Below are 21,291 nucleotides of genomic sequence, written 5' to 3' on the forward strand. Positions count from 1 at the left end.
GCTGGGCGGCCAAGCGGCGGGGATAAGTGTTCTCCCTTTACTGTCGGCCGCCCGCACGCTTTCGTTAGGCACCGGGCAGGGAGCCCCCGCCGCCGGGTGGCCGGAGACCAGGATCAGCTGAATTTCCTCGGCGTTCCCGGTGCGGGCGCGGCTGCACGGGACTAGGGTGGAAGCCAACGGGGCCGCGCGGCCCGCCCCGTTAAACCCCTGGCCCGACACAGTTGGATGATCGTTGGTCCACGGGCGCCGCATAGAGCCACAAACACGGCCGCCAGCCCCAAGAGGAGGGCCAGCCATGGTGTCATTTCCGGCTCTTGAGCAGCCGCTGAACCCCTTTCCGCACTACGAAGCGATGCGCCGCAGTGATCCTGTCTTCCAGGATCCGGAGAGCGGTGTCTGGCACGTCTTCGGCTATGGGGACGTGCAGCGTGTCCTGTCCGACCACGCCACGTTTTCTTCCCGGTTCGGCGGTGACAATCCGTCCGAGACGGGCCAGCTCTTCGCGGCGAGCCTGATCAACACGGATCCGCCGCGGCACCGCCAGCTGCGTTCGCTGGTGACTCAGGCGTTCACCCCGCGGGCCGTGGAGGCGCTCGCCCCGCGCATCGCGGCGCTCACGGAGGGCTTGCTGGAACCTGTGGTTCCCGCCGGCAGTACGGATCTGATCGAGCAGCTGGCGTATCCGCTCCCGGTGATCGTGATCGCGGAGCTGATGGGCATCCCTGCCGCGGACCGGGACCGGTTCAAGCAGTGGTCGGACATGATCGTGAGCCCAGGCCCGGACGGCGACGAGGACCGGTCCCCCGGCAACCAGGACATGATCGAGTACTTCTTGGGGATGATCGAGGAACGGCGGCACCGGCCGGGCCAGGACTTGATCAGCAGCCTCCTCATGGCGGAGATCGATGGGCAGAAACTCAGCGTCATGGAGCTGCTGGGGTTCTGCGCCCTCCTGCTCGTCGCGGGGAACGAAACCACCACCAACCTGATTGGCAACGCCGTGCTGTGCTTCACCGAAGCGCCGGGCACGGCGGAGCGGCTGGCAGCCGAGCCGGAGCTGCTTTCCCAGGCGATTGAAGAGGTGCTCCGCTACCGCTCCCCCGTCCAGTCCATGTACCGGGTCGCCGCCGTAGACACCGAGCTGCACGGCCGGCCGATTCCGGCGGGCTCGCCAATCGTGGCCTGGATCGGCTCGGCAAACCGCGATGAGCACCAGTTCCCGCACCCGGACGTTTTCGACGTCGGCCGCTCGCCGAACCGCCACCTCGCCTTTGGGCAGGGCATCCACTTCTGCCTCGGGGCGCCGCTGGCCCGGCTCGAAGCAAAGATAGCGCTGCAGGCCCTGCTCTCCCGGTTGCCGGGGCTGGCAGTGGAACCCGGGGCGCGGCTGGAGCGGATGGACAGCACGATCGTCTTCGGGGTGAAACAGCTTCCAGTGTGCTGGCAGGCCGCCTGACGCCTGAGAACCGCGGCCGCACGACCGATGCCTGCACCCGCCCGTTGCCCTATCACGTATGGCTGCTTGGGCCTGCTTTTGGCAGCCATACGTGATAGGGCAACCCGGGGTGGTGGGCCGGAGATTAGCGCTTGAGCTGGGTCAGCTCCTGGAGGACCTCGTCGGAGGTGGTGATGATACGGGCGTTGGCCTGGAAACCGCGCTGGGCGACGATCAGGTTAGTGAACTCCTGGGAGAGGTCCACGTTGGACATTTCCAGCGAGCCGCCGGCCAGGGTGCCGATGCCCGGGTCACCGGCCGCGCCCAGCTGGACGTTGCCGGAGTTGGCGGTAGCGACGTAGGACGAGCCGCCGGCTTTCTCCAGACCGGCCGGGTTGGTGAACTTCGCCAGCGCGATCTTGGCCAGCACCTGCTTCGTGCCGTTGCTGAAGGACCCGATGAGCGAGCCGTCGTTGCCGAGGGTGAAGGATTCGAGCTTGCCGACGGCGGCGCCGTTCTGGCCGGCGACCGTGAGGGAGTTCATCGTGGCGTAGCCGGAGACCTTCGACAGGTCCACGGTAATGGCAGATGCACCGGCACCGAGCTGGAAGGGGCCGCTGGGCGTCAGGGTGCCGTCTGGATTCTGCGCGAGCTTGATGCTGCCCGTGGCTCCATTGGCATCGGTCCCCGTGGCGTCCCATCCCGTTGTGGTCTTGGAGAAGGTGAGTGTTACGTCGCGCGCGGCGCCCATGGCGTCGTACACCTTGACGACGCGCTGCAGGTTAGGGCTGCCGACGGCGGCGTCCGCTGGCAGGTTGCCGTCCAGCGTGACTTTGGTGGTGGGGGTCGCGATCATCGTGTTGGGGTTGAGCGTGATGTTGCCGATCGCGCCGGCCTGGTCCACCACGCCGCTGTTGTTCGCGGTCCAGCCCTGCAGGATGCCGCCGTCGGGGCTGACGAGTTGGCTGGCGGCGTCGAAGGTCATGGACCCGGCACGGGTGAACAGCTGCTGTCCGCCCTTGCTGGTGACGAAGAAGCCGTCGCCGGAGATCATCATGTCCGTGGCGCGGCCGGTGCTCTGCGAGGAGCCCTGGGCGAAGTTGGTGCTGACGCCGGCGACGCGGACGCCGAGGCCGATCTGCGCCGGGTTGCTGCCGCCGGACTCGCCCTGCGGCGCGGAGGCACCTTGGGTCATCTGCGAGAGGGTGTCCTGAAACTGGGTGGTCGAAGACTTGAAGCCGGCGGTGTTGACGTTGGCGATGTTGTTGCCGGTGACATCCAGCATGGTCTGGTGGGCACGGAGGCCGGAGATTCCGGAGTACAGCGAGCGGAGCATGGGAACTGCCTTTCTACGGGTGAAGCACTGATTAGGAGGCGGCGGGCGCCGTAATGCCGGAAATCGAGTCGAGCGGGATGGAAAGGCTGCCGACCTTGACGGCCGGAACTGCGCCGGCAAAGGTCACCGAAGAGGCGAGTCCGCTGCCGGTGGTGCCGTCGCTGAGCGTGTAGTCGACGTTGTGGCCCACCAGCTGCGTGGCGGCCGACCGCATCTGGAGGGAGAACGCCTCCTTGCTGTTGGTGGTCATCTCGGTGGTCTTTTCCATCATCGAGAGCTGGATAGTTTGGCTCATCATCTGGTTGGTGTCCATCGGAGCGCTGGGGTTCTGGTTTTTCATCTGCGCCACCAACAGCGTCATGAACACGTTGGCGTCCATGGTCTGAACGGGCGAGCGTACGGCCGAAGCCGGCACGGAGGCGGTGCCCCCGACAACCTGCGGCGTGACCGGCTTGGGAGCGATCGGCTGTGATGCGATCGGTTGAATCGTCATATGTCGCGTTCCTTCGTGTCAGACGAGAATGTCGAGGGTGGTCTGGGGGCCGTTCAAGATCCTGGCGTTACGCAGCGAGGATTCATCGGCCAGGGCGTCCCAGCGGTGACCCGGGCGCGGGTCTCCGGGCCCGTTGCGGCTGCCGGGGCCGGACCCGCCGCTGCCGGTCCCGAAGCCGTCGCGTCCGGTGTCCTGCCCCGCGTCCTGGCCTGCGCCGGCCGGCGGTCCGCCGTAGTCCGAAAGGTCCAGGCTGGCCCCGAAGCCGGAGTCCGCAAGTTCCTTGCGCAGCTCGGGGAGGATCGCGCGCAGCGCTTCCCGGCCGGAATCTCCCGGGGCGAACAGTTCGATCCGTACTCCGGTTCCGTCGATGTGGGCGCGCACGGTCAGCGGTCCCAGGTCTTCCGGAGTGACCTTCAGGGTCATAATGTGCTGGCCGTGCGGCGCCCCGGCGAGGGTGAAGAGCGGCTTGGCCAGCTGCAGCTGGAGGGCAGGCTGCGGGGCCGAAGCCGGGGCGGCGGCCTGGGGCGCGGCCGCCGACGGCACCGGCCCGGGCGTCGTCACCGGCACGGGTACCGTGGAACCCGCGACGCCGGCGGCGGCCAGGCCGTCGACGGGTGCGGCCGCGGTCGCTGCGGGGAGGCTGTCCGCGGGGGTTGCCGGCGCCCAGCCGGAAAGTGGACCGGCGGCTGCGACGCCCGCCCCGCCGGGTGCCGGTGCAGCCGCAGGAGCAGCTCCCGCGGTCGCCGTCGCTGTGGGAAGAGCAGGCGCCGGGGACAGGCCATGTCCTGCTGCCAGGGGAGCAACCGGCTGTCCCGGGGCGGCGGCAGCCGAGCCCGGGACAGCCTGCTCGGATGCCCGGCCGCCGGCGCCTTGGCCGCTCGGGCCGCTTTGACCACCGGCCGTTGGGAGGACGACGGCGCCCGGAAGCTGGGTCTCCGGCGTCGCCGCCGTGAGGCCGCCGGCTGCGCTGGTTCCCGATTCACGGGAGTCCGCTGCAGCGCCGGGGACCGAAAGCGCGCCTGGGGCCGTGGCGGCGGGCGGGACGGCGCCCTGGGGTGCCGCGCCTTGGAGTGCCGGGCTGGGCGCAACGGGCGCAGCGGGGCTGGCTGCGGCTGGGGCAGCGAGTCGCGGGTCGGCAAGCACCTGGGCGGAAGCTGCGATGACCTGGCCGTCGGCCGGCACGGGGGCCTGCTGCCCCGCCGTCATGGGCGTGTTTTCCGCCGTGCCCGCAGCGGGCTGAATTCCGGCCGCGAACAGTGCCGAGGCGGCGAGGAGGCCGGCGTCGGCGGCCGGAGCAGGGCTGGCCGGAGCGGAAGCTGTGGTGTCCGGCCCGGTGGCCTCGGCCGCGTCGCGCTTTGTCGAGGCGTCGGCGGGAGCTTGGGCGGCCTGGCCGGCCGAGACGGCCGCCTCGTGGGTCACGGCGTCGTTCAGTACCGTTCCGAAGCCTCCGGCTGCTCCGGCCTCGGAGCGGCCCCGGTTCCCCTGCTGGGTGCCGCGGGCCTGCGCGGGGGCCACGGCGAGCGCCGAAGCCAGGTCCGCCGAAGCCATGCCCTTCATGAGGCGCCTCCTGCCGGGACGATCCGCCGGATGGAGGTCAGGTTGGACTGCTGCTCCCAGGCGTCGCGGATCTGGATGGTCTTGCCAGGCACGGGCGCGTCGATGGCCTTGCCGTTGCCGAGGTAGATGGAAATGTGGTTCCCGCCGAAACTGATCAGCAGGTCACCGGGCTTGGCCTGCGCGAGGGACGCCACGGGAGTTCCCTGCTTCATCTGGTCGCTGACCACCCGGGGAAGCTCGATGCCCAGGTCCTTGAACACCCGCTGGGTGAAGCCGGAGCAGTCCATGCCGGTGGCCGGGTTGGTGCCGCCCCAGACGTAGGGCACGCCGATGTATTTCTTGGCCATGGCGGCCACGTCCGTGCCGGTGGCGGTGCCAGCCGGTACGGAAGAGGGGCCGAGGGAGGCAGGCGGGGTGAGCCCCTTCAGCGCCCCGAGCCCGGTGGCGCCGCCCATCCCCAGGCCCTTGGCCAGCGAGGAGACGTCCGTTCCGGACGCCAGGCCGCTCCCGCCGAGCGCCGCGGTGAGTGCGTCGGTGAACGAGGCGGCGCCGCCGGTTCCCGTGCCGGTTGCGAGGGAGGTCGCGGCGGCGGACTTCAGGGCCGCGGCTGTGCTCGCCGTCTGGGCCGGACGGCTCAGTTCCGCGATCATCGACTGGATCCCCTGCATGCGTCCCAGCGCCTCGGTCATGCTCATGAGCGCACCTGCTGCTCGTCCCGGTGCCACATCGTCGAGGAGATCTCGTCCAGCGTGGACTGTTCGGTGCGCAGCTCGGCGGTGGTGACCTCGGCGTGGTGCCTGGCCTGCAGTTTTTCCAGGCCGACGGAGCGGGTGCGGGCGGCGATGAATTCCTCGCGGGCGGCGGCCTCGTCGGTCTCGGCGATGCGGGCGAGGTTTTGCAGGTCCGCGAGCATGCTGTGCGAGGCTGACCGGGCGGCGGCGACGGCGCGCAACGACGCAGAGCTGACGACTTCCTCGTCGGCGGCGGTCAGTTGCCGGCGCGCCGAGGCTTCCCGGGCGCGGACTGAGTTGGACCGGGACCGGGCGCGGGCCAGCCCGGAGGCGGCCTGGTCCTGCTGGATCTGGCGGAGGCGCAACAGCCCCGCCAGTGAAAATTGCCGGCTCATGCCGCGGCTCCCAGGGTCGAAGTGAGGTGGTCCAGCTGGCGCCAGGACTCGGGGTGGGGGGTGGACTCGTCCATCGGCTGCTGCAGGAACCCGCTGATGGCGTGCTCGTGCGCCAAGGCGGCGTCCACCAGCGGGTTGGTCCCGGCCTGGTAGGCGCCGACGTCGATCAGGTCCTGGGCGGACTTGCGGGCCGCGAGGACCCGGCGCAGTGTGGCGGCCGCCTCCAGGTGGGGGCGGGCGTTGACCTTGGAGGCCACGCGCGAGACTGAGCCGAGCACGTCCACGGAGGGGAAATGCCCGGTCACGGCGAGTTTCCGGTCCAGCACCACGTGGCCGTCGAGGATCGACCGGGCGGCGTCGGCGATGGGTTCGTTGTGGTCGTCGCCGTCCACCAGCACGGTGTAGATGCCGGTGACGGAGCCGGTTTCGGCGGTGCCGGCGCGCTCCAGCAGCCGCGCGAGGATGGAGAAGGTCGACGGCGGGTAGCCGCGGGTGGCGGGCGGTTCGCCGGCGGAGAGGCCGATCTCGCGCTGGGCCATCGCCACGCGGGTGAGCGAATCCATCATCAGGACGACGTCCTGGCCCTGGTCGCGGAAGGACTCGGCGATGCGGGTGGCCGTGAACGCCGCGCGCATGCGCATCAGCGCGGGCTCGTCGGAGGTGGCGACGACGACGACCGAGCGGGCCAGCCCGGCCGGGCCCAGGTCGTCCTCGAGGAATTCGCGGACTTCGCGGCCGCGCTCCCCCACGAGGGCGATCACGGAGACTTCGGCGTCGGTGCCGCGGGCGATCATGGACAGCAGCGAGGACTTGCCGACGCCAGATCCGGCGAAGAGGCCCATGCGTTGGCCCTTGCCCAGCGTGGTCATGGTGTCCAGCACCCGGACGCCGGTCTGCAGTGCGGTGTCGATCCGGGCGCGTTTCATGGCGTTCGGTGCCTCGTTGTCGATCGGGACCCGCGGGCCGCTGAGCAGCGGGCCCTTGCCGTCGATCGGCCGGCCCAGGCCGTCGAGGACGCGGCCGAAGAGCCCGGCGCCGGTGGGGACCAGCACGGTGCCGCCCTTGGCGCGGACGGGGTCGCCGGCGGCGACGCCGGCGAGGCGTCCCAGCGGCATGCAGCGCACGGCGCCGTCGAGGGCCGCCACGACTTCGGCGTCGAGCCCGGGGTGCTCCCCCACGGTGAGGAGGTCGCCGAGCGCGCAGTCCAGGCCGGACACCTCCAGGCCCAGGCCCATCACGGAGGTGACGGTGCCAACCCGCTGCGGCGCGGCGGCGGCGAGGGCGGTGGGGAAGTCGTCGCCCTTGGGGCGCCACTGGGCGATCATGGCTGCCCGCCCTGGGATTCGTCGGCGGCGCTCAAGGACCCCTGCTGGTCCCCCAGCAGGGCCGCCTTGGCGCGGGCCAGTGCGCTGCCGAGGCTGGCATCGAGCCAGCCCTGCTGGTATTCCACCTTGGCGTCGCCGCGCTGCAGCGACGCGTCCGCGAGCAGCGGCAGGCCGGCCGGGTGGTCCTGGCCTTCCTTGGCGAGCACTTCGATGTCGGCCGGGTGCAGGCGGATGGCCAGCACGGTGGCGGCGTCGTTGCCGGAGAGGGCACGGTCCAGGGCGGCGCGGGCGGTCCGGGTCCCCTCGGCCAGTTCGTAGCCCAGAATGGCCTCGGCGAGTTCCAGCGCGGTGCGGGCCAGGACCTCCTCCGCGTCGTGCAGGGCCTGGACGTTGCGGTGCGCAAAGTCGGTGCGGGCTACCGCGAGGGCGCGGACGGCACGGTCAAGGTCCTGCTGCCCCGCGGCGAGCGAGGCGGCCTGCTCGGCCGCCATCCGGTCGCGCCAGCGGCGCTGTTCCTTCGCGGCGGCGCGCACTCCCGCGGCGTAGCCGGCTGCGTGGCCCTCGGTGTAGCCGGCCTGCTCGCTGGCTGGGCCGCTGGAACGCAGGGACGGGAAGACGATACGGGCCGGCGCCGCCCCCTCAGTAGACATAGTCTTCTTCGTCCCCGCGCTGGATCGTGATCTGGCCTTCGGCCTCTAGTTCGCGGATGGAGCGAACAACGGCGGCACGCGCCTCCTCGATCTGCGAGGCGCGCAAAGGTCCCAGCGCGGCCATCTCGGATTCGAGGATTTCCAGGTTGCGTCCCGAAACGTTGGTGGTGATGGTCTCCAGGACCGGTTCCGTGGCGCCCTTCATGGCCACGGCGAGCACAGAGGCGTCCAGGCCGCGAAGCACCAGCTGAACGTCGCGGCGTTCCAGCTTCACGATGTCGTCGAAGGTCACCATCTGGGCGCGGATCTCCACGGCGAGGTCCGGATCGAGCAGGTCCAGGCCGTCCAGGACGGACCGTTCGGTGCCGGCGTCGGTCCGGTTGATGATTTCGAGCAGCGGCTGGATGCCGCCGACCACCTTGGAGGCCTGCTGCGACACGGCCGCGCCGCCGCGCAGCTTCAGCGTGTCCGCCACGATGCCGATGGCTTCCGGAGCGCCGGAGCCCATTGTGGCGATGCTCAGTGCGACGTCGGCGCGGAGCGAGCCGGGCAGGCCGGACATCACGGCCGAGGCCTTGCGCGGGCTCAGGTGGGCCAGGACCAGGGCGATGGTCTGGGGCAGTTCGCCGTCGATCAGGGCGAGGATCTGCACCGGTTCGATGTCTTCCAGAAACTCAAAGGACTTGCCGGCCATGTTCACCGTCAGCCGGTTGATCAGGCCGGCGGCCTTTTCGGAGCCGAAGGACGCTTCGAGCAGGCCTTCGGCAAGCTCCCGGCCGCCGCGGGCCTGCCGCGGGCTGCTCAGGGCAGCCTCGTGGAAGTCCTTCATGATCTGCTCAGCGACCGCGGGATCCACCTTGCGGAGCCGGACAATCTCGGCGGCGATTTCCTCCGCTTCGGTGTCGGTGAACTGGGCCATCACCCGCGCCGCATTGGCGGGGCTCATCTGCATCAGGACGACGGCGGCACGCTGGGTCCCGGTAAGGGTCGATTCGGCAAGTTTCATGCTGGTTGCCTGTCATCCATCAGGCCGCGGAGGTAGTCGGCGGCCTTTTCCGGGTTGGCGGCGACCATGTTGTCGATTTCCTGCATCCGGCGTTCGGCTTCGAGCACTTCCATCGGCGGGGCCGGCAGCGGCTGCAGCGGCAGCGCGGTCAACGGGATGGCCGACGTCGCGGGCGCCGGGTCGAAGGCGGTCACGGCGGGCAGCGGCGGCAGCAGGTCCAGGCGTTCGCCGAGGTCCACCGGTTCACGCTTCTGCCGGCGGCGCAGGATGATCGTGACGATCAGGGCCAGGATCAGCAGCCCGAGCAGGATGCTGCCTGCGGTGACGAGGGTGCCGAAGAAGGCCGCCTGCTTCTGCGCCTCGATTTCGGCCTTGGCCGCGTCGAGGGAGGCATTCGCCTGGTCCGCGGCGGCCGTGCTGAACGGGACCACCTCGACGGTGACGACGTCGCCGCGGGCCCGGTCGACGCCGGCTGCGGAAGTAACCAGCGCGGTCAGCGAGCCGAGGTTGAGTCCGCCGGCGGCGGACTGGCTGACAGCCACGGAGATGGTCTGGCGCTTGACGGCGCCCGGCGGGATGACCCGGTCCTCGGTGACCTTGTTGACGGCGTTGTTCTTGGTCGCCGTGGTGGAGTCGAAATTGCCGTTGCCGCTGGTGCCACCGGGTACGGCGATGTTGTCCGGGCCCAGGACGCCGGCGGCCCCTCCCCCGGTTCCGCTGTACTTTTCGGTCTTGGAGGACTCACTCAGCGGCAGCGCGCCGGGGGTGTTGGAGAACGTTTCGCTCTTCTGCTGGGCGGATTCGCCGGTGACATCCGCGGCAACCGCCACGGTTGAGTTGCCCGGGCCCACCACACGGTCCAGCACGGCCCGGACGGCGTCGCCGGTGCGCTGTTGGTAGTCGGCAGCCTGTTTGGAGGACGAACCGGCGGCCCCGCCGCCCACGGCGGAGAGGACGTTGCCCTGCGAGTCGACCACGGACACGTTGGCGGGTTTGAGGTTCTCGATCGCGGCGGAGGTGAGGTGCACAATGGCCTGGACTTTGTCGCCGGAGAGCGTGACGCCGGGGGCGGTCTCGATGAAGACCGAGGCCGTCGTGTCCGGGGTCTTGGAGACGAAGACGGTCTTCTCCGGGATCGCCAGCCGGACGGCGGCGGTCTTCACGCCCTCCATGGCGGAAATAGTGCTGGCCAGTTCGCCTTCAAGCGCGCGCTTGTAGGTGACGGACTGCTGGAACTCCGAGGACGTGACGCCCATCTTGTCCAGCAGTGAGTACCCGGTGGCTGCCGCGGTGGGGAGACCCGCGGCCGCGGCCTTGAGGCGCTCGTCGTAGACCTTGTCCTGCGGCACCAGGATGGTGGCGCCGCCGTCGCTGAGTTGGTAGGGCACGTTGTCCTTGCGCAACTGCTCCACAATGCCGTTCGCGTCGGTGTTCTTGAGACCGGAGAACAGCGGCGTCATGGTGGGCTTGGACAGCCAGGCTGACAGCGCGATGATGCCCACCACGAGTAGCGCGCCGCCGAGGACGGCCAGCGTGCGCTGGCCGGTGGTGAAGCCCTTGAGGCCGGCGCCGAAGCGCTGGAAGAAGACGGTAATCTGCGGAGGCATCAGGCCTGCATCCTCATGATCTCGTTGAACGCGTCAACGCCCTTGTTGCGCATGGATGCCACGAGCTCCAGGGTTACCTGTGCCCGGGTGGCAGCGATGGTGGCGTCCTGGATGTCGTTGAGGTTGCCAGTCACGGCCGAGACGGCGAGCTGGTTAGACGTCGACTGTAGTTGCTGGAGGTTATCCACGGCCCCGGCGAGGGATACCGCGAAGCCGGAGCCGCCCGTGCTGGGCACAGCCGAGGCGCCGGAGAGGTAGTCAGTGGGAACGACGCCCTGGACCGGCGCGATGGGGGAAACAGGCATCAGGATCTTCCAATCTCAAGGGCGGCGAGGTAAGTTTCGCGGGCACGGTCCACTACCTGGGCGTTGGCCTGGTAGCCGCGCTGGGCAATGATCAGGGCACCCATCTGCTCGGCCATATCGATGTCCGGGTACTTCACGTTGCCGTTGGCGTCGGCCAGCGGGTGGTCCGGCTGGTAGACGATGCGTCCCGCACCGTCGCCCAGCTGCGTGCTCTTGACGTACACGCCGGTACCCCCGGCGCCCTCGGCGGCCTCGACGTACTTGGCGCGGAACGCCGGGCCGGACGTGGCCGAGGCGTTGTTCATGTTGGCCAGGTTGTCCGAGACGGCGTCGAGCCACTTGCGGTGCACTGTGAGGGCGGAGCCGGCGATGCCGATGGCGTCGAAGGTCATTAGTTGGTCCTCATTGCTGCGCGGACGGCACTGAACTCATAGCCAACAGCGCGGGAGGCGAACTGAAAGCGCAGCACGGTGTCAATGTTGGAGAGAGTTTCCGTGTCCAGGTTGACGTTGTTGCCGTTGAGCTGGGTGGGCTCCAGGGAGGAGGCTGTGGTGGCCTGGACGTGGCCGTCGCCGGATTGTACCGATTGGGCCAGCGCATCTTCGAAGCTGACGCGCTGGGCATGGTAGTTCGGCGTGTTGACGTTCGCGATGTTGTTCGCGATCGTGCGCTGGCGCAGGGACAGCCCGTTCAGGGCGCTGGCCAGGGCGGCGGAAGTCACGGATTCGAGCACAGAGTCCTGCCTGGGGAATTGTGGGGTGGCCGATCCGTGGCCGGTAAACGAGCGATCCGTGCTCTTACTGTGGTTATCGGCACAGTTCAGCGCCGCGTTAGCAAAATATGTGAAACGTTTATGCGGGTTCTTTTGAGCCGCTGCTCGGCGCCGGTTTTACCCGTTGACGTCGAGGTAAATCGCCCCGGCCGGGTCGCCGACCCCGGGCACCGAACTGACGGCGTGAAGCTGACGGACGACGTCGTGCTTGGCGGCTTTCAGTCGCCGGACTACCCGCTCCTGGGCCTCAGCCAGCGCCAGGGCCCGCCGGCGCGCCTCGGGAGGCAGCGGCCCACTGAGCGACGGCGGGGACCAGCGCTCCACCGGCAGCGCGGCCACCGGCTGATCCCGCGCGGAGAGGGGACCCAACGGGTCCTTGAGTGTCTTCTCCGCCGCGACCACGGCCATTTCCAGCACGTCCAGTACCAGGGACCACGCGGCGAGGGCGGGGTCCTCCTGGAATGACTCGGCTGTTTGGTCCCCCCAATGGGCTTGCTCAGCCAAAGCCAAGGCTCCCGCCGGCGGCACCCGGCTGCGGGGTCCAGGCACCGGCGGCCGCGAAGGCGGACGACGCCGGTCCGGCTGGCGTGGCGGCCGGGGCGGCACCCGGCTGGGCCACCGGGATGGATGCCGCGGCCTCGTGCCACGCCTGGCGCAGGGGTTCCAGGAGATCGATCGCTTCGCGCGTCAGGGCGGCGTCGCGCTGGATGTTGGCATTGACCAGGGCGGTGAAAGCGTAGTTGTAGAGGCCGAGCAGCCCGTCTGCGCCGTCCCAGGCGTCCGTCTTAAGCGATGAGATGAGCTCTGCGATAATCGCCTGGCCGTGCAGGAGGTTCTCCGAGGCGACCGGCCAGTTGGTGGCCTGCTGCGCGGCCTCGGCGCGGCCCAGGTCCAGCAGGAGCCGGTCGTAGAGCATGGTCAGGAGGCGCGCCGGCGGGGCCGAGAGGACGGAGTCCGCCAGGTACTGGTTCCGCTGGGCTGCGTTTCCGGAGCCGCCGCCGTAGCCGTTGCCGAAGGGGGTGCTGGTCATTACTTGGCGCTCCCGCCGGAGAGGCCCGCAAGCTGGGCGGTGAGCCAGGACTGTTGCGCCTTCATGCCGCTGAGCGCGGTCTCCAGGCCGGAGTAAGTGCGCTGGAGCGTGGCCTTGCGCGAGGCAAGCCGCATATCCCAGTCACTGATCCTGTCAGCCAGGTCCCGGACTTCGGACTGCTGCCCGGTGATCTTGGTGGTGAGCGTTCCGGTGTACCTGTCCGAGGCGGCAGTTGCTGCCGTGGCGATGCGCCCGGCGAGTTCCTGCACCTTGGCCGTTGTGCCGGCCGGGTCGGCAGCAAGCGCCGCGGCAAACTTTGTGCCGTCGAACTCCATCGTGCCGGTTTTGGTGATGCTGATGCCGATCTCCGAGGGCGAACGCGGCGGGGTGCCCACAGGCAGCGAGGCTGCGGAAAGAATGTTCTGGTTCACCGAGCGCACGGTGCCATCTCCGGCGAAGATCCCGGCGGAGGTGGTGGTGCCGCCGGTGGTCGTGGTGGTGCTGACCGCTGACTTGCTAGCAACCAGGGAGAAGATGCCATTCACGCCGTCCACCAGGTCAGAGGCGACCTTAGTGATGCCGGCGTCGTCTCGGGCAACGGTCAGCGTGGCTACGCCAGCCGTGACATCCTTCGCAGTGATGGAGACGCCCGGCAGGAGATTCGTGAAGGTGTTCGTGGAAGAGGACACCGTCTGGGCCGCTGTCGTGCCTGGCCAGAGCGAAATCTTGGCGTCCTGGGCGGTCTTGACGTCCGTGTAGGTGGTGCCCGGGTCGGTGATGGTGAACGCGCCGGCCGCGCCGGACTTCGCGGCGGTGAATTGGATCCGGAAGTCGCCGCCGCCGACGTCGACCTTGCTGGCGGTGACCCCGGAGCCGGAGGCATTGACGGCAGAAACCACGTCATCGAGGCTGTTGGACGCCGGCGTGATCGTATAGTTTGCGCCGCCGGTGTTGATCGTCATGGTGGTGTACGGCCAGCCGGTCACTGCGTTGACCTTGGGGGTAACCGTGACTTGGGTCTGGGCCAGCTGGGTGACCTGGAAATCCAGCGACCCGGCTTTGGCAGCCGCGGTGGTCGTAGCTATGACCTTGTCACTGTTTGTGGTCGCCGAGTAAAGGTCCAGGGCGCCCGGCTTGGCGGCGGCCGTGGCCTGAGTCGCCAGGGCGGCAACCTTGCCGTTGAGCCCCTGGAGCGCGGAGACCATGGACTGGATGTCGTAGGACTTGTTCTTGAGCAGGGTTTGCGGGAGGGCTTCGGACTGCATGATGGAGCTGATGAGGGCGGTGGTGTCGAGCCCGCTGGCCAGTCCGTCGAGTGAGATTCCCATCGCTGCCTCTCCTTGGCAATAACTGTCAAAAAATGTTCGGTGATCTGAAGTAACGGTTTTGCACGTAAGGACCGGACGATGGTTGTGCCATCGTCCGGTCCTTCCGCAGCTTGATGATCGGGGGTGTCTCTTCGTCCGATCAGGGTGGCAGGCTGACCGTTGACTGCCAGTCTGCCGGCTTTGCCTAGCGCAGGAGCGAAAGAACGCCCTGGCTGGACTGGTTGGCCTGGGCCAGCATTGCGGTGCCGGCCTGGGACAGGATGTTGGCCTTGGTGAACTTGACCATTTCCGAAGCCATGTCGACGTCGGCGATGCGGGACTGAGCGGCCTGCAGGTTTTCGCCGGCAACGTTCAGCGACTTGATGGTGTGCTCAAGGCGGTTCTGGGCAGCGCCCAGATCTGCGCGGGAAGCGGACACGTTGCCGATGTGGGTGTCCACGGTGGCGATGGCTGCTGCCGACGTGGTGGCGTCGGTGAAGGTCAGGCCCTTGACCGCGGTGGCGATGGCTTTGACGTCCATGCCCGCAGAGCTGGTGGAAACCGTGATCTGGTTGTCGGCGGTGGTGGAACCGGCGCCAACCTGGAAGACCATGGAACCTGCACCGTTGCCGGAAGTGGTGCCGGAGAGCAGCTTGATGCCGTTGAAGTTGGTTGCCGAGCTCATACGGTCCAGCTCGTCACCCAGAGCCGTGACTTCCTTGCCGATTGCCGTGCGGGCGGCGCCGTTGTTGGAGTCGTTGCCGGCCTGGACAGCGAGGTCACGCACACGCTGCAGGATGGAGTGAACCTCGGTCAGGGCGCCTTCAGCGGTCTGGATGACAGAGATGCCGTCCTGGGCGTTGCGGGCAGCCTGGGCCGAGCCGGTGACCTGGGACTTCAGACCTTCAGAGATGGACAGGCCTGCTGCGTCATCGCCGGCGCGGTTGATGCGCAGGCCGGTGGACAGCTTCTCCAGGGACTTGGAGAGGTCGGTCTGGGTGGCGTTGAGGTTGCGGTACGAGTTGTTCGCCGCGAGGTTGTTGTTGATAACGAAGCCCATGGTATTTCCTCCGTGAGTTGGGACTGTAAGCGATGGCCCGTCCGTGGGCCTTCAGGAGTAGTTATCGCCACCTGGGATGTACAGGTAAGGAGAATTCCAAAATTCTTTTCAGACATCTTGGGACTGCCGCGCGGCCTGTAATCAGCCTTATTCCTGCTAACGGCTGCGGAAATCCTGCCGATAGTTTGTACGAACCCAGCTGCAGGCCGCATCGTCCGCACGATGAATTTTGACCTCGGCAGCACCGCATCATTCACACACCCAAGGGAGCCGTCCGGACCATGGCCATCCACGAACTTTCTGCCCTGCTGTGGCGGGAGCGTGAACTTCTGGACGTACTGACTTTTAAACTGGAGGAAGAGCAGCTGCTGCTCACGGCCGGCAAGTCCCGCTGGCTGCCGCACGGGACCAAGGAAGTGGAGCAGGTTTTGGGGCACCTGTCCCAGGCAAGCTTGGCGCGCACCATTGAAGCGGCCGTCGTGGCTGAAATGTGGGGCCTGCCCACCGACGCCACCCTGGGTGAACTTGCCGAGGCCGCGCCGGAGGGCGCCTGGGCCGAAGTCCTGAGCGCGCACCTCGCCGCCCTCACCCGCCAGACCGCCCTGATCAAGGAACTGCGCGACTCGAACGAACAGTATTTGCGCACCGCCGTCCGGTCCACCCAGGAGTCGCTCGCCGATCTGCGTCCGGCCACCCCGGGCACCTACGACGCGCACGGCAAGACCGGGGATTCCGCCGGCTCCCGCATCTTCGACCAGCAATTCTAAGGAAGCGACCATGAGCACCTTCGGCGCCCTGAACACCGCCTACCGCGGGCTGACCGCCGCCCAGCAGGGCATGAACGTGGCCGGTCAGAACATCGCCAACGCGGCCACCGAGGGTTACACCCGCCAGCGCGTTGAACAGTCCGCAGTGGCCGCTCCGGCCCGCGGGATCTTCTCGGGCGGTGCGGTCCAGCCCGGGCAGGGCGTCTCGGTGGACGCGATTGCCCGGCTCGGCAGCAGTGTCCTCGATACCAGTGTTCGTTCCGCTAGCGCCCAGGCCGGCTATGCCGGGGTCCGATCTTCCGCCCTGCAGGGCATCGAGGGCGTGCTGCAGGAGCCGGGCGACAACGGTATTTCCGCCGCACTCCAAGGTTTCTGGTCCGCGTGGCAGGGAGCGGCCCGGCAACCGGACCAGGACGGTCCCAAAGGGCTGTTGCTGAACGCCGCCAACTCCGTCACGGACAAGATCTCCTCCGCCTACCAGGCCCTGCAGGGGCAGTGGAGCAGCGTCCGAGCCCAGGCCGCCGACGCCGTCACCGCCGTCAACGCCGCCGCCAGCCAGGTGGCGGCCTACAACGCCACCATCCGCTCCACCGTGGCCGCCGGCGGGTCAGCGAACGAGCTGATCGACGCCCGCGCCAAACTCACCGATACCATCTCGCGCTTGGCCGGCGGCACTGTGCGTGAACAGCCTGACGGCACGGTGGACGTCCATATCGGCGGTAACGCCCTGGTGATGGGCACCTCGGTTCGCGGTCTCGAGCTCTCCGGCAGCCAGGCCGGAGACACCCTCGGGACCACCGTGCAACTTCGCTGGAAAGACCCGGCGGGAGTGGCTTCGTCCGACGGCGGGGAAATCGCCGGCGCGCTGTCCGTGCTAGCCCCGGCCGCCGGCGGCAAGGGAGGTGCGATCGCCGAAGCAGCGGAGTCATACAACAGCTTCGCAACGGCTTTTGCCACCGCTGTCAATACCGTCCACCGGTCTGGGGTGACCGGCGCAGGCGCGTCGAACACCGACTTCTTCACGACCGGCAACCCGCCGGCGCTCGGCATCCAAGCGCCGGGAACCACGGCCGACATCGCGCTCAAGGCGGCGGCCAAGGGAGCGTTGGACACCACCATCGCGGACCAGATCTCCCAGCTCGGCACCGGACCGGCCTCACCGGACAAGCTCTGGTCCGGCATCGTCACCGGGATCGGCGTCCAGTCACGCGGCGCACAGCAGCGGGAGGCCCTCATGTCGGCGGCCCAGGCTTCGGCGGTAACCGGCCGGGCGTCGCAGGCGTCCGTGAGCCTGGATGAGGAAAACGTTAGTCTCCTCACCAACCAGCACGCCTACCAGGCCGCGGCCCGCGTGATGACCGCCGTCGACGAGGCCCTGGATGTCTTGATCAACCGCACTGGATTGGTAGGAAGGTAGCACCATGCTGAACCGAGTAACCAACCTGACCATGAGTGCGAACGCCCAGCGGACCCTGCAGTTCCAGCAGGCCAAGCTGGCCGATCTGCAAGACAAGGCCACCTCGCTCAACAAGATCTCCCGCCCCTCGGACGATCCCGCCGCCACGGCCCAGGCCCTGGCAACCCGGTCCCTTCAAGCGGCCAACGCCCAGTACGGCCGGAACATCGACGACGGCAACACCTGGCTCACCGCTGCGGACACCGCCCTGGAACAGGCCACGAACGTGATGCGCCGGGTCAAGGACCTCACCGTGATGGCCGGCAACGGCTCGCTGAACCAGTCCGGCAAGGACGCGATTGCCGCCGAGTTGGAGTCCCTGAACAAGGATCTCGTCTCGATCGCCAACACCCAGCACCTGGGCCGGAACGTCTTCGCCGGCAGCTCGGACAAGCCCGGCGCCTTCACCCCCGGCACGCCCCGCGACCCCAGCATCCCCAGCGACACCGGCACCCCGCCCACCTTCAACGGGACCGGCGCCAGCCCGGTAGATAGGCGGATCAGCGCCACCCAAACCGTGCGCGTCGACGCCGACGGCGCCGCGATCTTCGGCGACGGCAACGGTTCCGTTTTTGACCTCGTAAGCAAGCTGGCGGCGGACCTGCGGACCGGCACGGATATCGCCCCTCGGGTGGCCGACGTCGACACCGCCTTTAAGAAGATCGTCAACGGCCGTGCTGAAATTGGAACACGGCAGGCACAGCTGGAACGTGCCGGCAACGTCAACACCGAATTGGAGGCCTCCTTGGACGCCCAGCGGACCGGCATCGAAAAGGCAGATCTCGGCAGCGTGATCATGGACCTGAAATTGCAGGAGACCAACTACCAGGTGGCCCTGGCCGCAACGGCCAAGGTCCTGCAGCCCACCCTGATGGACTTCCTGCGATGAACTCCGTCCTGAGCAGCACGCCGGTGACCTTCACTGCCCCGATGCCGGGCCTGGAGAACATCCACGACTTCGCCCTGCGCAACATCGACAGCGCCCCGGGCCTGTACGCCCTCGAGTCCGCTTCGACTCCGGTGCGGCTGTTCCTCGCGGACGCGGCGGTCTTCGTTCCGGGCTACGCGCCACCGCTCCCCGGCTCCGCGCTGGAGGCCCTGGAACTCGGCGACGGCGAGGCACCCCAGGTGCTGGTGGTGGTCAACCATTCCGCCGCTGCCACCACGGTCAACCTGATGGCGCCGATCATATTCAACCCGGCCGCCCGGCGTTGCACCCAGCTCGTGTTGGACGGCAAGGAGTACCCGCTGCGGGCGGACCTCGGCGCGCTCTAGCGGGAACCGCCGTCGGGCGCGACAGGCTCAGCAGAGGCTGTTCACCAGAAATGCGCGACGTCGACCACCAGGCGTGAGCCGGTGCCGGGTCCTGGCAGCGCGAAGACCCGAAAGGGCAACCGAGCCCGGACGCCTAGCCCTAAGCTGGTGTAGCCCTCGAAGCTCCCGGCCCACGCCACCTGCCGAAAGGTCTGGTATCCACCGACGTTGCTGACCTCCTCCTTCGTGGCCGGCGTGTAGCTGGGCCGGCCGGCGTCGTCGTAGGCGGGGGCGTTGACGGTGAGCTGGAGGAAGGCCTGGCCCCGCAAGGGGATCGGCAATCCGGACCCGTCCTGCACGACCTGGGGGACGTACCGCACCGTGTAGCCGGCCACCGGGCCGTTGAGGTCGATGACGATCCGGTCGAAGCAGTAGTGCTGGCCGGTACGGACGTTGGCCACCTTCGCCTGGCTCATCGTGGCATCGGTCCTGGCCAACGACCCCCAAACGAAGCCGCAGTACGGCTCGGCCGCAGCCGGCCCCGGCGCCAAGAGCCCCAGCCCTGCCGCCATCAGTACTGCCGCCAACCAGACGGTGAGTTTCTTCCCCTGCACTCGCATCACGCGGGCCGCCCCCTCAAGTCATACAGACACCTCAAGCGTAGGATCGTGGACCCTCGTTGACGAGGGCCAGGGCCGCATCGGCGTTCAACCGTTAGCGGGCAGCGGCACTGGTCACGAATTCGACACGGAGTCCGGTTCCGGCGCTGCCGGATACGGCAAAGCGCCGGACCCTTGCGGGAGTCCGGCGCTTTGCTTATATATCGAAATTCTTGGAACGGGCCCGGGCGGCGGGCTCGCGCACTGGAAGGTATTAGCCTTCGCAGTCGCGGCAGTACTTCAGGCCGTTCTTCTCCTTGGCGACCTGGGACCGGTGGCGGACCAGGAAGCAGGAGGAACAGGTGAATTCGTCCGACTGCTCGGGAACAACAATGACAGTCAGTTCTTCGCCGGAAAGGTCGGCGCCGGGAAGGTCGATGCCTTCAGCGGTGTCGTTCTCGTCGACGTCGATAACAGCAGTCTGGGCGCCGCCGCCACGGGACGCCTGCAGGGCCTCCAGCGATTCAGCGGGAGACTCTTCTTCTGTCTTGCGTGGGGCGTCGTAATCGGTAGCCATAGCGGGATTCACTTTCGTTGCTGCGCAGCGCCATTTCAGGCACCTCAGTGAAGCAGTTTAGGCCATCATGCCCGGAGTTGAAGAATACTGTGTTTAAAGCGACATTCCGCGTCGCCGGACAGGGTCAAGCTGGAGGCAATGATGGCTACGAAACTCAACAAACAGGCGCTCTCCCACGCGCGCCGGCTGGTCGTCATTTCGCTCGAGAGCCGGGCCGCGCAACATGGTCATGAGGACATCGCCGACGCAGCCAGGAAACTCCTCGAAGAGATCGACGCCGACTAGCGTCGGATGACATTTGGAATCAGGCGACCGGCCAGACGATAAGGGTCTTCCACACCGCCGGATCCGGCTCGGTGCCGGGGTCGCTGAGGTAGTACTCCCACATGGTGTCGCCCGGTGTCAGGCCCTCCGCCTCCATCCGCGCCAGTACCTTGCCGTACGTCTCGGGCAAGGTCTCGTACGGGCCCACGTGCATCGCTTCCAGGGCGCGCCCGGCAGGAAGCACGCCGGCTGTCACACCGCCGTCGCCCCCGCCCGGGAAGGGGGCTGCGAGCGGGAAGCCCGCCTCGACGTCGACGACGTCGGTGGGCATGCCCCGGTACAGCGCGAACGGCGGGCCGGCCAACTGGACGTGCTGCTGCTGGACGGCGGCCATCACCGCCGAGTAGGCGCGGCCGAAGAATTCCCGCAGGTCATTCATCGGCACGGTTTCACGCAGCACCGCGGTCGGCTGTTCCTTCAAATCGGCGGACTTGATGTCGGCAGAGTTGATGTCGGGCGGCGTTTCCGGATTCGTATCGCTCATTTGAACAGCTTCCGCCGCCGCCCTCGGGGCGGTCAAGGGCCTAACGTCCCGACGGCCCTTGCGTTTGTGCAGAATATGCACTGGTGCATAAAATTGCCGCATGACAGCACGCGGCACGACATCACAGGGAACGACAGCCGCCAAAGTAATCGCGGGCCAGTCGCTTCGCGAGCGCCAGAAGGACGAGACCTGGGCGGCGATCCATGAGGCCGCCTCCGCTGCCGCACTGGAAGGCGGCCTCGCTTCTGCCACCGTAGAGGCGGTGGCCGAGCGGGCCGGCATCTCGCGGCGAACCTTCTTTAACTACTTCCCCACCAAGGAAGACGCCATCCTCGGGCTCCGCGAGCCCGCCTTGGCCGATGAGGCCGTCGCCGCGTTCCGCGCCGCTGGCCGGACGGCAGTGGGCGACGCCGTGCACCTGATGGCCGCCGCCATGCGCGCCGCCGGGCTGGGCGGCATGACCGCCTCACGGATGCGCAGCGTGCTCGTGGCCGTGCCGGAACTGACCACCCGGCTCAAACAGCACGTCACCGAGGTCCAGCAGATTGTCGAGCCCCTCATTGCCGAGCGCCTGGCCGGCAGGCCGGTGGAGGCTGCGGAGTTGTCCGCGGAGCTGCGGGAACACGTGGCCGTGGTGACGCTGCTGGCGGGCACGATCCTGAAGCACGCCTACGCGACCGAGCTGGCCGCCGTCGCAGCCGGAGACCCGGCAGCACTGGACCGGGCGATCGACGTGTTCCGGACCGTAAGCCGCGCCGAACTCTGAGCCAGGCGATAAGCGAACTTCCCGTCCAGAGGGCGGGGTTCCAGCCACACCTCAT

At 68.2% G+C, this 21,291-nt stretch carries 26 protein-coding genes; 7 read left to right on the forward strand and 19 right to left on the reverse strand.

From position 1 onward, the window contains the following. Positions 1–295 precede the first annotated feature (295 nt). On the forward strand, positions 296–1,456 hold the full coding sequence (locus tag ACZ5Z0_RS06205; protein ID WP_464110342.1) for a cytochrome P450: 1,161 nt from the start codon (positions 296–298) through the stop codon (positions 1,454–1,456). Between the two features lie 124 nt (positions 1,457–1,580). On the opposite strand, the gene ACZ5Z0_RS06210 is transcribed toward ACZ5Z0_RS06205, so the two are convergent. The 16 genes from ACZ5Z0_RS06210 to ACZ5Z0_RS06285 all read right to left on the reverse strand — a co-directional run bounded on the left by ACZ5Z0_RS06210 (position 1,581) and on the right by ACZ5Z0_RS06285 (position 15,009). Beyond that, the gene (locus ACZ5Z0_RS06210) at positions 1,581–2,771 is read right to left on the reverse strand and encodes a flagellar hook protein FlgE (protein ID WP_464110343.1); all 1,191 of its coding nucleotides are present in this window, start codon (positions 2,769–2,771) and stop codon (positions 1,581–1,583) included. A 31-nt stretch (positions 2,772–2,802) separates the two neighbouring features. Further along, a complete protein-coding gene (locus tag ACZ5Z0_RS06215; RefSeq protein ID WP_464110344.1) occupies positions 2,803–3,264 on the reverse strand; it encodes a flagellar hook assembly protein FlgD in 462 nt (153 codons plus the stop codon). A gap of 18 nt (positions 3,265–3,282) precedes the next feature. After that, positions 3,283–4,821, reverse strand: coding sequence for a flagellar hook-length control protein FliK (locus ACZ5Z0_RS06220; protein WP_464110345.1), 1,539 nt, complete (start codon positions 4,819–4,821; stop codon positions 3,283–3,285). Beyond that, a complete protein-coding gene (locus tag ACZ5Z0_RS06225; protein WP_464110346.1) occupies positions 4,818–5,516 on the reverse strand; it encodes a C40 family peptidase in 699 nt (232 codons plus the stop codon). The genes ACZ5Z0_RS06220 and ACZ5Z0_RS06225 overlap by 4 nt, the downstream gene beginning before the upstream one ends. Then, positions 5,513–5,947 (reverse strand): flagellar FliJ family protein, encoded by a 435-nt coding sequence (locus tag ACZ5Z0_RS06230; RefSeq protein WP_464110347.1) that lies wholly within the window; start codon positions 5,945–5,947, stop codon positions 5,513–5,515. The genes ACZ5Z0_RS06225 and ACZ5Z0_RS06230 overlap by 4 nt, the downstream gene beginning before the upstream one ends. After that, positions 5,944–7,272: a FliI/YscN family ATPase gene (locus ACZ5Z0_RS06235; protein ID WP_464110348.1), complete on the reverse strand. Its 1,329-nt coding sequence runs from the start codon at positions 7,270–7,272 to the stop codon at positions 5,944–5,946. The genes ACZ5Z0_RS06230 and ACZ5Z0_RS06235 overlap by 4 nt, the downstream gene beginning before the upstream one ends. After that, a complete protein-coding gene (locus ACZ5Z0_RS06240; RefSeq protein WP_464110349.1) occupies positions 7,269–7,922 on the reverse strand; it encodes a FliH/SctL family protein in 654 nt (217 codons plus the stop codon). Before ACZ5Z0_RS06240 ends, ACZ5Z0_RS06235 begins: the two co-directional genes overlap by 4 nt. Continuing rightward, on the reverse strand, positions 7,912–8,928 hold the full coding sequence (fliG, locus tag ACZ5Z0_RS06245) for a flagellar motor switch protein FliG (protein ID WP_464110350.1): 1,017 nt from the start codon (positions 8,926–8,928) through the stop codon (positions 7,912–7,914). The genes ACZ5Z0_RS06240 and fliG overlap by 11 nt, the downstream gene beginning before the upstream one ends. Beyond that, positions 8,925–10,535 carry a flagellar basal-body MS-ring/collar protein FliF gene (fliF, locus tag ACZ5Z0_RS06250; RefSeq protein WP_464110351.1) on the reverse strand — a complete coding sequence of 537 codons (1,611 nt, stop codon included), beginning with the start codon at positions 10,533–10,535 and terminating at the stop codon, positions 8,925–8,927. The genes fliG and fliF overlap by 4 nt, the downstream gene beginning before the upstream one ends. Further along, positions 10,535–10,840: a flagellar hook-basal body complex protein FliE gene (gene fliE, locus ACZ5Z0_RS06255; protein ID WP_464110352.1), complete on the reverse strand. Its 306-nt coding sequence runs from the start codon at positions 10,838–10,840 to the stop codon at positions 10,535–10,537. The genes fliF and fliE overlap by 1 nt, the downstream gene beginning before the upstream one ends. After that, the gene (locus tag ACZ5Z0_RS06260; RefSeq protein WP_138770210.1) at positions 10,840–11,232 is read right to left on the reverse strand and encodes a flagellar basal body rod protein FlgC; all 393 of its coding nucleotides are present in this window, start codon (positions 11,230–11,232) and stop codon (positions 10,840–10,842) included. The genes fliE and ACZ5Z0_RS06260 overlap by 1 nt, the downstream gene beginning before the upstream one ends. Beyond that, positions 11,232–11,573, reverse strand: a complete 342-nt coding sequence (locus ACZ5Z0_RS06265; protein ID WP_138770211.1) for a flagellar basal body rod protein FlgB — start codon at positions 11,571–11,573, stop codon at positions 11,232–11,234. Before ACZ5Z0_RS06265 ends, ACZ5Z0_RS06260 begins: the two co-directional genes overlap by 1 nt. 156 nt (positions 11,574–11,729) lie before the next feature. Beyond that, positions 11,730–12,116, reverse strand: a complete 387-nt coding sequence (locus ACZ5Z0_RS06270; protein ID WP_464110353.1) for a hypothetical protein — start codon at positions 12,114–12,116, stop codon at positions 11,730–11,732. Next, entirely contained in the window at positions 12,109–12,642 is a 534-nt protein-coding gene (gene fliS, locus ACZ5Z0_RS06275) for a flagellar export chaperone FliS (protein ID WP_464110354.1), read from the reverse strand. Before fliS ends, ACZ5Z0_RS06270 begins: the two co-directional genes overlap by 8 nt. After that, positions 12,642–13,970 carry a flagellar filament capping protein FliD gene (gene fliD, locus ACZ5Z0_RS06280; RefSeq protein ID WP_464110355.1) on the reverse strand — a complete coding sequence of 443 codons (1,329 nt, stop codon included), beginning with the start codon at positions 13,968–13,970 and terminating at the stop codon, positions 12,642–12,644. The genes fliS and fliD overlap by 1 nt, the downstream gene beginning before the upstream one ends. A 184-nt stretch (positions 13,971–14,154) precedes the next feature. Further along, positions 14,155–15,009, reverse strand: coding sequence for a flagellin N-terminal helical domain-containing protein (locus tag ACZ5Z0_RS06285; protein WP_464110356.1), 855 nt, complete (start codon positions 15,007–15,009; stop codon positions 14,155–14,157). 281 nt (positions 15,010–15,290) lie between these two features. On the opposite strand from ACZ5Z0_RS06285, the gene ACZ5Z0_RS06290 reads away from it, so the two are divergent. The 4 genes from ACZ5Z0_RS06290 to ACZ5Z0_RS06305 are packed head-to-tail and all read left to right on the forward strand — an operon-like array spanning position 15,291 to position 18,507. Next, a complete protein-coding gene (locus ACZ5Z0_RS06290; protein ID WP_146335746.1) occupies positions 15,291–15,776 on the forward strand; it encodes a flagellar protein FlgN in 486 nt (161 codons plus the stop codon). A gap of 10 nt (positions 15,777–15,786) precedes the next feature. Then, the gene (flgK, locus tag ACZ5Z0_RS06295) at positions 15,787–17,193 is read left to right on the forward strand and encodes a flagellar hook-associated protein FlgK (RefSeq protein ID WP_464110357.1); all 1,407 of its coding nucleotides are present in this window, start codon (positions 15,787–15,789) and stop codon (positions 17,191–17,193) included. A 4-nt stretch (positions 17,194–17,197) separates the two neighbouring features. Beyond that, positions 17,198–18,121 (forward strand): flagellar hook-associated protein FlgL, encoded by a 924-nt coding sequence (gene flgL, locus ACZ5Z0_RS06300; protein WP_464110358.1) that lies wholly within the window; start codon positions 17,198–17,200, stop codon positions 18,119–18,121. After that, positions 18,118–18,507 (forward strand): flagellar assembly protein FliW, encoded by a 390-nt coding sequence (locus ACZ5Z0_RS06305; RefSeq protein WP_464110359.1) that lies wholly within the window; start codon positions 18,118–18,120, stop codon positions 18,505–18,507. Before flgL ends, ACZ5Z0_RS06305 begins: the two co-directional genes overlap by 4 nt. A 41-nt stretch (positions 18,508–18,548) precedes the next feature. On the opposite strand, the gene ACZ5Z0_RS06310 is transcribed toward ACZ5Z0_RS06305, so the two are convergent. Further along, entirely contained in the window at positions 18,549–19,106 is a 558-nt protein-coding gene (locus ACZ5Z0_RS06310) for an AMIN-like domain-containing (lipo)protein (protein WP_464110738.1), read from the reverse strand. A 253-nt stretch (positions 19,107–19,359) separates the two neighbouring features. Next, on the reverse strand, positions 19,360–19,662 hold the full coding sequence (locus tag ACZ5Z0_RS06315; protein WP_056741192.1) for a DUF4193 domain-containing protein: 303 nt from the start codon (positions 19,660–19,662) through the stop codon (positions 19,360–19,362). Between the two features lie 138 nt (positions 19,663–19,800). On the opposite strand from ACZ5Z0_RS06315, the gene ACZ5Z0_RS06320 reads away from it, so the two are divergent. Then, on the forward strand, positions 19,801–19,947 hold the full coding sequence (locus ACZ5Z0_RS06320) for a hypothetical protein (RefSeq protein WP_464110360.1): 147 nt from the start codon (positions 19,801–19,803) through the stop codon (positions 19,945–19,947). Positions 19,948–19,966: 19 nt separating this feature from the next. Here the strand turns inward: ACZ5Z0_RS06320 and ACZ5Z0_RS06325 are convergent, their stop codons facing one another. Next, entirely contained in the window at positions 19,967–20,470 is a 504-nt protein-coding gene (locus ACZ5Z0_RS06325) for a GyrI-like domain-containing protein (protein ID WP_464110361.1), read from the reverse strand. 100 nt (positions 20,471–20,570) lie between these two features. Between ACZ5Z0_RS06325 and ACZ5Z0_RS06330 the strand changes: the two genes are divergently transcribed. Beyond that, a complete protein-coding gene (locus ACZ5Z0_RS06330) occupies positions 20,571–21,236 on the forward strand; it encodes a TetR/AcrR family transcriptional regulator (protein WP_464110362.1) in 666 nt (221 codons plus the stop codon). The last annotated feature ends 55 nt before the right edge of the window (positions 21,237–21,291 follow it).

The organism is Arthrobacter sp. T2-23, assembly GCF_055398325.1.

Coding starts and splice junctions, on each gene's coding strand:
- ACZ5Z0_RS06205 (WP_464110342.1), top strand. CDS start 296: ATGGTGTCATTTCCGGCTCTTGAGCAGCCGCTGAACCCCTTTCCGCAC.
- ACZ5Z0_RS06210 (WP_464110343.1), bottom strand. CDS start 2,771: ATGCTCCGCTCGCTGTACTCCGGAATCTCCGGCCTCCGTGCCCACCAG.
- ACZ5Z0_RS06215 (WP_464110344.1), bottom strand. CDS start 3,264: ATGACGATTCAACCGATCGCATCACAGCCGATCGCTCCCAAGCCGGTC.
- ACZ5Z0_RS06220 (WP_464110345.1), bottom strand. CDS start 4,821: ATGAAGGGCATGGCTTCGGCGGACCTGGCTTCGGCGCTCGCCGTGGCC.
- ACZ5Z0_RS06225 (WP_464110346.1), bottom strand. CDS start 5,516: ATGAGCATGACCGAGGCGCTGGGACGCATGCAGGGGATCCAGTCGATG.
- ACZ5Z0_RS06230 (WP_464110347.1), bottom strand. CDS start 5,947: ATGAGCCGGCAATTTTCACTGGCGGGGCTGTTGCGCCTCCGCCAGATC.
- ACZ5Z0_RS06235 (WP_464110348.1), bottom strand. CDS start 7,272: ATGATCGCCCAGTGGCGCCCCAAGGGCGACGACTTCCCCACCGCCCTC.
- ACZ5Z0_RS06240 (WP_464110349.1), bottom strand. CDS start 7,922: ATGTCTACTGAGGGGGCGGCGCCGGCCCGTATCGTCTTCCCGTCCCTG.
- fliG (WP_464110350.1), bottom strand. CDS start 8,928: ATGAAACTTGCCGAATCGACCCTTACCGGGACCCAGCGTGCCGCCGTC.
- fliF (WP_464110351.1), bottom strand. CDS start 10,535: ATGCCTCCGCAGATTACCGTCTTCTTCCAGCGCTTCGGCGCCGGCCTC.
- fliE (WP_464110352.1), bottom strand. CDS start 10,840: ATGCCTGTTTCCCCCATCGCGCCGGTCCAGGGCGTCGTTCCCACTGAC.
- ACZ5Z0_RS06260 (WP_138770210.1), bottom strand. CDS start 11,232: ATGACCTTCGACGCCATCGGCATCGCCGGCTCCGCCCTCACAGTGCAC.
- fliS (WP_464110354.1), bottom strand. CDS start 12,642: ATGACCAGCACCCCCTTCGGCAACGGCTACGGCGGCGGCTCCGGAAAC.
- fliD (WP_464110355.1), bottom strand. CDS start 13,970: ATGGGAATCTCACTCGACGGACTGGCCAGCGGGCTCGACACCACCGCC.
- ACZ5Z0_RS06285 (WP_464110356.1), bottom strand. CDS start 15,009: ATGGGCTTCGTTATCAACAACAACCTCGCGGCGAACAACTCGTACCGC.
- ACZ5Z0_RS06290 (WP_146335746.1), top strand. CDS start 15,291: ATGGCCATCCACGAACTTTCTGCCCTGCTGTGGCGGGAGCGTGAACTT.
- flgK (WP_464110357.1), top strand. CDS start 15,787: ATGAGCACCTTCGGCGCCCTGAACACCGCCTACCGCGGGCTGACCGCC.
- flgL (WP_464110358.1), top strand. CDS start 17,198: ATGCTGAACCGAGTAACCAACCTGACCATGAGTGCGAACGCCCAGCGG.
- ACZ5Z0_RS06305 (WP_464110359.1), top strand. CDS start 18,118: ATGAACTCCGTCCTGAGCAGCACGCCGGTGACCTTCACTGCCCCGATG.
- ACZ5Z0_RS06310 (WP_464110738.1), bottom strand. CDS start 19,106: ATGCGAGTGCAGGGGAAGAAACTCACCGTCTGGTTGGCGGCAGTACTG.
- ACZ5Z0_RS06315 (WP_056741192.1), bottom strand. CDS start 19,662: ATGGCTACCGATTACGACGCCCCACGCAAGACAGAAGAAGAGTCTCCC.
- ACZ5Z0_RS06320 (WP_464110360.1), top strand. CDS start 19,801: ATGATGGCTACGAAACTCAACAAACAGGCGCTCTCCCACGCGCGCCGG.
- ACZ5Z0_RS06325 (WP_464110361.1), bottom strand. CDS start 20,470: ATGAGCGATACGAATCCGGAAACGCCGCCCGACATCAACTCTGCCGAC.
- ACZ5Z0_RS06330 (WP_464110362.1), top strand. CDS start 20,571: ATGACAGCACGCGGCACGACATCACAGGGAACGACAGCCGCCAAAGTA.